The sequence below is a fragment of the Oceanobacillus sp. HCA-5259 genome (assembly GCF_037892815.1).
GTDB lineage: Bacteria > Bacillota > Bacilli > Bacillales > Amphibacillaceae > Oceanobacillus > Oceanobacillus indicireducens.
Genome location: NZ_JBBKBV010000081.1, coordinates 1 through 1,588, shown reverse-complemented (window position 1 = coordinate 1,588; position 1,588 = coordinate 1). Strand labels below are relative to the sequence as shown.

2 protein-coding genes are annotated in these 1,588 nt (G+C 36.8%); both read right to left on the bottom strand.

The genetic code is table 11. From position 1 onward, the window contains the following. Positions 1-44 precede the first annotated feature (44 nt). A complete protein-coding gene (locus tag WKU33_RS18830; RefSeq protein ID WP_336253571.1) occupies positions 45-296 on the bottom strand; it encodes a hypothetical protein in 252 nt (83 codons plus the stop codon). Continuing rightward, positions 271-1,506 carry an IS91 family transposase gene (locus tag WKU33_RS18825; protein WP_336253572.1) on the bottom strand — a complete coding sequence of 412 codons (1,236 nt, stop codon included), beginning with the start codon at positions 1,504-1,506 and terminating at the stop codon, positions 271-273. The genes WKU33_RS18830 and WKU33_RS18825 overlap by 26 nt, the downstream gene beginning before the upstream one ends. Between the last annotated feature and the right edge of the window lie 82 nt (positions 1,507-1,588).

The following is a 1,588-nucleotide window of genomic DNA, read 5'->3' as shown; positions in this document are numbered from 1 at the left end:
AGAACAAAATCGCTAACGCGACTAAATCACGTCCCAAGTGAGAGTTAATCACTTGGGGCGTCTTTCGCTTCGATCATGGTGCCATTACAGTGCGGGCAATGTATTTCAACTTCTCCCCTACTTTTGTCCACACTAAATTCACCGATGATATATTCAGGAACTTCATCGGTACCTTTACAATCCAAGCATTTAAATATGACAATTTCTATTTCTTCATTTAAACCAAAGGGATCATCTTCATCTAACCAATCAGGAATTACTTCCTTTGAATTATCCTGCTCTTTTCGGCTTCCCAATTCCGTATCTCCTCCTCCATTCCGTTTCTACTTCTTCCAGATAATAATATATCCATCCATAATCAGCATGCCATATCCCAACAAGCTCCATCTGTCGATGGCAGTGTGGACATTCAAAAGGATCCTTTTCAAAGGATTCAATTATACGCTGGCGATACGTTTTCTTCTTTCTTTTTGTCTCTAAAAGAAACGATATCTGTTTGGTCCTCATGAATGCGTGTAAACTCAATATTTGTTGGGCTTTGCGGTGGGATCTTCTACTATACAAACCATATCTGCCTACCATTCGAAAATGCTTAGGTGGTATGTGTTGTAATATCTCAAATAGAAACCGATATACAGTTACCTTCTTATCAATGCGTTTTCCTGTTTTATGATCCTCATACCAATAGTGAACCATTTTTCCATCATAGCCTTCGATACGATATTCAGCGATAGCTGGTCGAGCTAAGTACCTACCAATATATTTGGCTACACTTTTCGCATTCGTCATTTTCTTTTCTGCATTGACATAGAAGCCTTTAGGATATCTTCGATATAAATCATTAATAAGTTCAAGTACTTTTCGGTTCATAGGGAACCACTTCTTAACTAAATCTAACACAACTTTCTGCCAAGACTTTCTTAAATAATCATAAGGAATATAACCATTATTAACCCATTCATTTTTATTATCCAATGCACCCTCCGTAACCAATGCATGAATATGAGGGTTGAATTTCAGGTCTCTACCAAATGTATGAATAACTGTTATAATCCCAGAACGAAATTCCCTGGATTTACTCTTCTTCCTGTTATGATACTGAAACACTTCAGCTACTTGGTTGCTTAACTCATTTAACTTTTTTCGATCATTATAAAATATATTTCTTAATTCTTTTGGAATAGTGAATACCATATGGCGATGGGTGACATTAAAAATCATTTCCTGCTGCTTATCCGACCAGTCATCGGTATACTTTTTTCCACATCGATGGCAAAGTCTGCTTTTACAGGTGAAACATACAAATTTAGGCAGAGGATTTCCTTCACAGCCTAAACATTCATATCGAGCATAACCTAAATCGCGTGTGCCACAACGAATAGTTTTTTCCACGGTTTCTTTGATATGGTCACGATATGACTCTGGGAAACGATTTGAATGGAAGTCCCAGAAACCTGCGAAATGATCTTTCAGAATCTCTTTTATAACCCCTGTTCCCTTTTTCATGTTTCTACTCCTCAAAGTATGAATAATTAAATTTTATCACAAAGTTATCCACAGCCGAAGAATTTTATAATTTCCTAGACAA